Consider the following 5,109-nt stretch of genomic DNA (forward strand, 5'->3'; position numbering starts at 1 on the left):
GCACGAAGGCACGCGCACCCCCGACCGCACCGGTACGGGCACGATCAGCATATTTGGCGCGCATCTGTCGTTCGACCTACAGCAGGGCTTTCCGCTGCTCACCACCAAGCGCGTGTGGATGCGCGGCGTTGTCGCGGAGCTGCTCTGGTTTCTGGACGGCGGCACGAACATCCGTCCGCTTGTGGAGCAGAGCGTCTCCATCTGGACCGACTGGCCGCTGCGGCGCTACCGCGAGGCCACCGGCGAGGCGATTGCGCAAGACGACTTTGAGCAGCGCATCTGCACCGATGCTGACTTTGCTGCCGAATGGGGCGAACTGGGCCCCGTCTACGGCAAGCAGTGGCGCGACTTTGACGGTGTGGATCAGCTGGCGCGGCTGGTGGAGGGGCTGCGCTCCAATCCGCACTCGCGGCGGCATCTGGTGAGCGCCTGGCATCCGTCTCAGGTGGATGCGATGGCGTTGCCGCCCTGCCACTATGCGTTCCAGTGCCACGTGGAGCCGGTGTCCGACGGCCCCGACCGCCTTTCGCTGATGTGGCAGCAGCGCTCGGTGGATTCGTTTCTCGGGCTGCCGTTTAACATCGCCAGTTACGCACTTCTCACGCATCTCCTGGCCGACCAAACCGGCTACGTACCCGGCACGCTACATTTTAGTGGGGGCAACTGTCACATCTACCAGAACCACGTGGAGCAGGTGCGCACGCAGCTTCAGCGCACGCCGTATGCGCTCCCCACGCTTACGGTGGATACAGCGCCCTCGCTCTTCGACTACACGCCCGAGCACATCCACGTGCACGATTACGAGCACCACCCAGCATTGCCCGCGCCCATCGCGGTGTGAGCGTCGTGCCGCGCATGAGAGACGCACGAAAGGTCTGCTGCGCTCCCAGTTTCGTGCTACCGGCACTATGCGTTCTCCAGACGCTGTGTGAGATCAATATCCCCATTGATAACGTAGCACGTCATCTTTTTGCTCTTCCAACGCTTAACCAGTTGCTCGGCGGCGATGGCCTGGTGCTTGGTTGGAAACCACTCCACAAAGACAAGACGCCACGGACGGTACCGCGCGGTGAATCCGGTACTGGTTGTGTTCTGGTGCTGAAGGCGCCGTTCGGGATTGCTGGACCTTCCCACATAGAAGCGATCAGCCGTTTCCGACTGAAGAATGTAGAGCGTGTGGGGCGTGGCCATTGCGCCGGGCCAGATATGCAACGAAAAAAGCTCCCCGGGCTGGACTCGAACCAGCAACCCTGCGGTTAACAGCCGCATGCTCTACCAATTGAGCTACCGAGGAATATTAAGTTGTGATGGTACGCGTATCGTGTCGGTGTGTGGGACTCGAACCCGCATCCCGACGGCTGTCGGGATAACAGCCGCATGCTCTACCAATTGAGCTACCGAGGAGTGTTTGCATACACGGGGGGCTCCGTGCGTTGCGGTCGTTATCAATGCGACGCGTGGGGTGCAGTTCCCAGCGGGCACATGCATGGTAGCTCTTTTTCTGCGAGAGGTCAAGGGCTTGACTTTTATTTCAAGAGGAGGATGCGTGAAGGGCATTGTCGGTTGCGGTATCGGTTGCCAAAACAATCAGTTCGGTGGTGGCGTCGAGCGGATTCGCAAACGCATCGGAGGTGCCCCATGCTGCCAGGCCTCCTGCCACTGCAATCAGCACGATGAGCGCGGCAATGATGGTAAGCTGCGCAAACCATCCATGCTGGGGATCCAGCGCTCCAGTCGAAACAGCAGCCAACGAGCAATGCGGGAGCGCGACATGCGAAGAAGCTACAAGGGGAGCGATACGGTGCGCATCGGGCATACGCAAGACACGACAGCACGATGTGACGTGCAGCTCTCCGTATCCACCTAATCGAAAAATCGGATGGTTAAGGGATAGGTGTACCAGACGTTGTTGGAGGCCCGCACCGCGGCGACGATTGTCAGTATCACATCGATGGCAAGGACGATGGGCAGAAGGATAAACCCGACCAACACAAAAATGAGAAGCGCCGATATAATCCCGTAGATGGTCATGTTGATCTGGAAATTGAGCGCCTCAGCCGCATGATGGTGCACGTACTCCGATTCATCTTTCTTGATCAGATAGATGGCCAGCGGCCCCAGGATATTTCCAAACGGGATAATAAACGTGGAGAACGCCAGCAGATGACTGACGATTGCTAATTTGTTTTCTTCATCTGAGATCGGAGAGGTAGGGGCGTCCATAGGAGCTGCAGTAGATTGGGATATCAAAGCGGGCGCTTTACGGTTATTTTATAATTCAAAGTATACCAGCTACTGTCAGTAAAATCAACACCGCATGAACAAGCGCGCCCCAAACAGCAATGGAGCACAGGCCGGTTACGCAGCGTCCGTGTAATCCGCCCGCCCCGGAATCACGCCGCGCGCGCCACACTTGGGATTCGAGACATCGCCTGCGTAGCGTAGGGCTAACAGACAAGCGTGTCAAGAAGCTCCTCAACATCGTTCACATGATGCCCGAACCTGAACGCACGCCTGAATACGCTGACGGATAGATGAGGCACATTCCGTCTCCTGCCGTCGTTGTACGAAAAACGCCTGTGGGTTTCAGGAGAGCCCACCAAAGAGCCCTGTCCATTTTGTTTGGGTCGATTGCCATGAAAGACACCGTTCAAGTAGAGCTAAACGTACCGCACGATCTGCTGCGCACCCTTGAGGTGTCTGAGAATGAACTTGGTCCTCAACTCAAAAAACTGATTGCGTTGGAGCTCTTTCGCGAGGAGCGGATCTCTTCGGGGAAAGCCGCCGAGTTATTGGGTCTGTCGAAAGCCGAGTTCATCGATCTTCTGGATCAGCACGGAATCGCCTATTTTACCGAGACCCCCAATGAGTTGAGGGCGCAGGTAAAGACCCTCCGGAAAAAGATAGATGCCGCTTCGACATGACGGTTGTCAGCAATACGGGACCACTGATCGCCCTGGCACGAATCCGAGAGATCGAGTGGCTTCCCCGTCTCTACGGCGATATTTTGATTCCTGAAGCCGTGCACCGGGAGATCATGACGCCCGATAAGAAGCGAGCAGGAGTAGATACCTTCGTGAATGCAGCGTGGCTCCATGTTGAACCCGTATCGGAGCAGGCAGCGGTGAGTCAGCTTCGCAGCACCTTAGATGCTGGGGAAAGTGAAGCAATCGTACTGGCGCTTGAGCGTGAAGCCGACATTCTACTCATGGACGAAGCGCTCGGTCGTCGGGCCGCTGATGCTCGGGGCGTTGCCCTTTCGGGAACGCTCGGTGTACTACTTCTCGCGAAAGAAGAGAAGTTGATTGATGACGTAACCTCTGTTCTTGATCGGCTCATTAGCACGGGTTTTCGGATCGGCGATGCGCTGTACGAATTTGTGCTGGAGCAGGCGGGCGAAGCATAATTCCTATGCGACGGGGGACGGGGTAAACTCGATCAAAAGAAAGATGAGCACGCAAGCGCCTATGTAGCATCCGTATAATCCGCCCGTCCCGGAATCACGCCGCGCACGCCGCCAGTCGGATTCGAGACATCGCCTGCGTAGCGGGGGATGATGTGGATGTGGGCGTGGGGAACGGTCTGTCCAGCCGCTGCGCCGGTGTTGATGCCGATGTTGAACCCGTCAGGGCGGTAGCGCTCGGTCAGCAATTCCTGTACGCGCTGTGCAAGCATCCAGCAGGCGGTTTGTTCGGCGGGATGCAGATCGAAGTACGATTCCACGTGGCGTTTCGGCAGAATCAGGGCGTGTCCGTCGGATACGGGATATTTGTCGTGGATGGCGTAAGCCTGGGCGGATTCGGTAATCAGTTCGCGCTCCGCATCGGGATGGCAAAATGGGCAGTCTCCTGTCGCATCCCTCTGATTATAATGCCGGTAGCGGTAGATCTCGCAGAACTCGGTGCGTAGTACGCTTTCATAGGGAAGCACCACGTTGCACTGATACGTGGGTTTGCGATGCACGTAATGCGTGCGGAATCCGGGTCGTGTTACATCGCGCCGCACAGTGAAATAGGCACTGCCAGATGGCTCCAGCAACTCAGACACCTCCATGAGCACACGGGCCTGAGCGCGCCGCATCAGCACATTCAGCACGTAGTGACACAAAATGGTGTCGAAGTGTCCTTCTGGCTTCTCGGGTGCGTAGTGCGGATCGTAGCCCGTCACGTCGTATCCCTTCTGGCGCAGAAACGCGACATCGGCACCGTGTCCGCATCCAAAATCGAGCACGCGGCCTTCAATGCGGTTCATAGAAAGCAGACGGCGTGTGGGATACGAAGGGCGATCGCGCTCCTTTGCGGTGAGGTGTGCGTTGGGATTGGGCTGATTGGACATAGTAGAATGGTGATTTATGGCGTTAGAAACGGGACCAGTTGCGGGCGTTTGCCACCTGTCTGATGAACTGCATGGTGGCGTGAGTTACCGACTCGGGAAACGATGCTCCTTTGAGATCTGCCTCCGTAAATCGGTGCGCGACATCATTGCGGAGGGCCGCCTCTAAATCAGAGTGCTGCACGTAGTGCTGGTATGCATCAACGAGGTGCGGCCGTGCCGCTTGGAGGCGCTCTTTGGTAGGCAGACGATCGCGCTTTTTGTGGCTGTTGAAGTTGGGATCCGTGGGCACCAGATTCCACAACTCGTTGATCGGGTAGACCGCCAGCGGAATAAGGTGATCGACAGCGTAATCGCTGCTGGAGCGGAGTTTCTTTTCTGACCACGGACAGGTGAACACGTGCCCCTCCATCATGAGCACATCGATGTGATTGCGCTCCCACGTAAGTGCTGTACGGCTGTCGGGACGAGCTGTGAGGAGCTTGTACACCATGCCGCGGTCTACCTCTGAACTGGGCTGATCAACGGTCTCTGTAAACAGACACCATTCGTGAATGCAGAGCGCTTCGATCCAGAGCGAAAGCCCGCGAAACGTGTCCCACAGGTTGGCAGGGACGACCAGGCATTTGGCATCGGGTGAGGTGCCCGGCAGGGCGCGAACCTTTCCGCCAAGTTGCTTGAGGCGGGTCGGCTTGTCGAAGACCGTCCACTCGCCCGGACCCGCGTGCCGGATCGGCATGGGGAGCGCACGTCTGGCAATTTTGCGACGGGCTGTCC

General features: G+C 57.6%; 8 protein-coding genes and 1 tRNA gene. 3 read left to right on the top strand and 6 right to left on the bottom strand.

From position 1 onward, the window contains the following. The coding region (gene thyA, locus R6U20_RS11295; protein WP_410337963.1) for a thymidylate synthase at positions 1 to 841 on the top strand (841 nt) is incomplete at its 5' end. A gap of 65 nt (positions 842 to 906) precedes the next feature. On the opposite strand, the gene R6U20_RS11300 is transcribed toward thyA, so the two are convergent. From R6U20_RS11300 to R6U20_RS11315, 4 genes are all read right to left on the bottom strand, one after another. Further along, positions 907 to 1,191, bottom strand: coding sequence for a GIY-YIG nuclease family protein (locus R6U20_RS11300; protein ID WP_410337964.1), 285 nt, complete (start codon positions 1,189 to 1,191; stop codon positions 907 to 909). Between the two features lie 30 nt (positions 1,192 to 1,221). Continuing rightward, positions 1,222 to 1,294: transfer RNA gene (locus tag R6U20_RS11305), tRNA-Asn, on the bottom strand. Between the two features lie 237 nt (positions 1,295 to 1,531). Beyond that, positions 1,532 to 1,750 (bottom strand): hypothetical protein, encoded by a 219-nt coding sequence (locus tag R6U20_RS11310; protein WP_410337965.1) that lies wholly within the window; start codon positions 1,748 to 1,750, stop codon positions 1,532 to 1,534. A 113-nt stretch (positions 1,751 to 1,863) separates the two neighbouring features. Next, positions 1,864 to 2,223 carry a DUF4870 domain-containing protein gene (locus tag R6U20_RS11315; protein WP_410337966.1) on the bottom strand — a complete coding sequence of 120 codons (360 nt, stop codon included), beginning with the start codon at positions 2,221 to 2,223 and terminating at the stop codon, positions 1,864 to 1,866. Positions 2,224 to 2,636: 413 nt separating this feature from the next. On the opposite strand from R6U20_RS11315, the gene R6U20_RS11320 reads away from it, so the two are divergent. Next, the gene (locus tag R6U20_RS11320) at positions 2,637 to 2,924 is read left to right on the top strand and encodes a UPF0175 family protein (RefSeq protein ID WP_410337967.1); all 288 of its coding nucleotides are present in this window, start codon (positions 2,637 to 2,639) and stop codon (positions 2,922 to 2,924) included. Next, the gene (locus R6U20_RS11325) at positions 2,921 to 3,406 is read left to right on the top strand and encodes a DUF3368 domain-containing protein (RefSeq protein ID WP_410337968.1); all 486 of its coding nucleotides are present in this window, start codon (positions 2,921 to 2,923) and stop codon (positions 3,404 to 3,406) included. Before R6U20_RS11320 ends, R6U20_RS11325 begins: the two co-directional genes overlap by 4 nt. A 59-nt stretch (positions 3,407 to 3,465) precedes the next feature. On the opposite strand, the gene R6U20_RS11330 is transcribed toward R6U20_RS11325, so the two are convergent. Beyond that, positions 3,466 to 4,335, bottom strand: coding sequence for an HIT domain-containing protein (locus R6U20_RS11330; RefSeq protein WP_410337969.1), 870 nt, complete (start codon positions 4,333 to 4,335; stop codon positions 3,466 to 3,468). A gap of 22 nt (positions 4,336 to 4,357) precedes the next feature. Beyond that, positions 4,358 to 5,109, bottom strand: a 752-nt coding sequence (locus R6U20_RS11335; protein WP_410337970.1) for an HNH endonuclease domain-containing protein, incomplete at its 5' end; no start/stop codon positions are given.

It is taken from the genome of Longimonas sp., from assembly GCF_046498435.1.
GTDB lineage: Bacteria > Bacteroidota > Rhodothermia > Rhodothermales > Salinibacteraceae > Longimonas.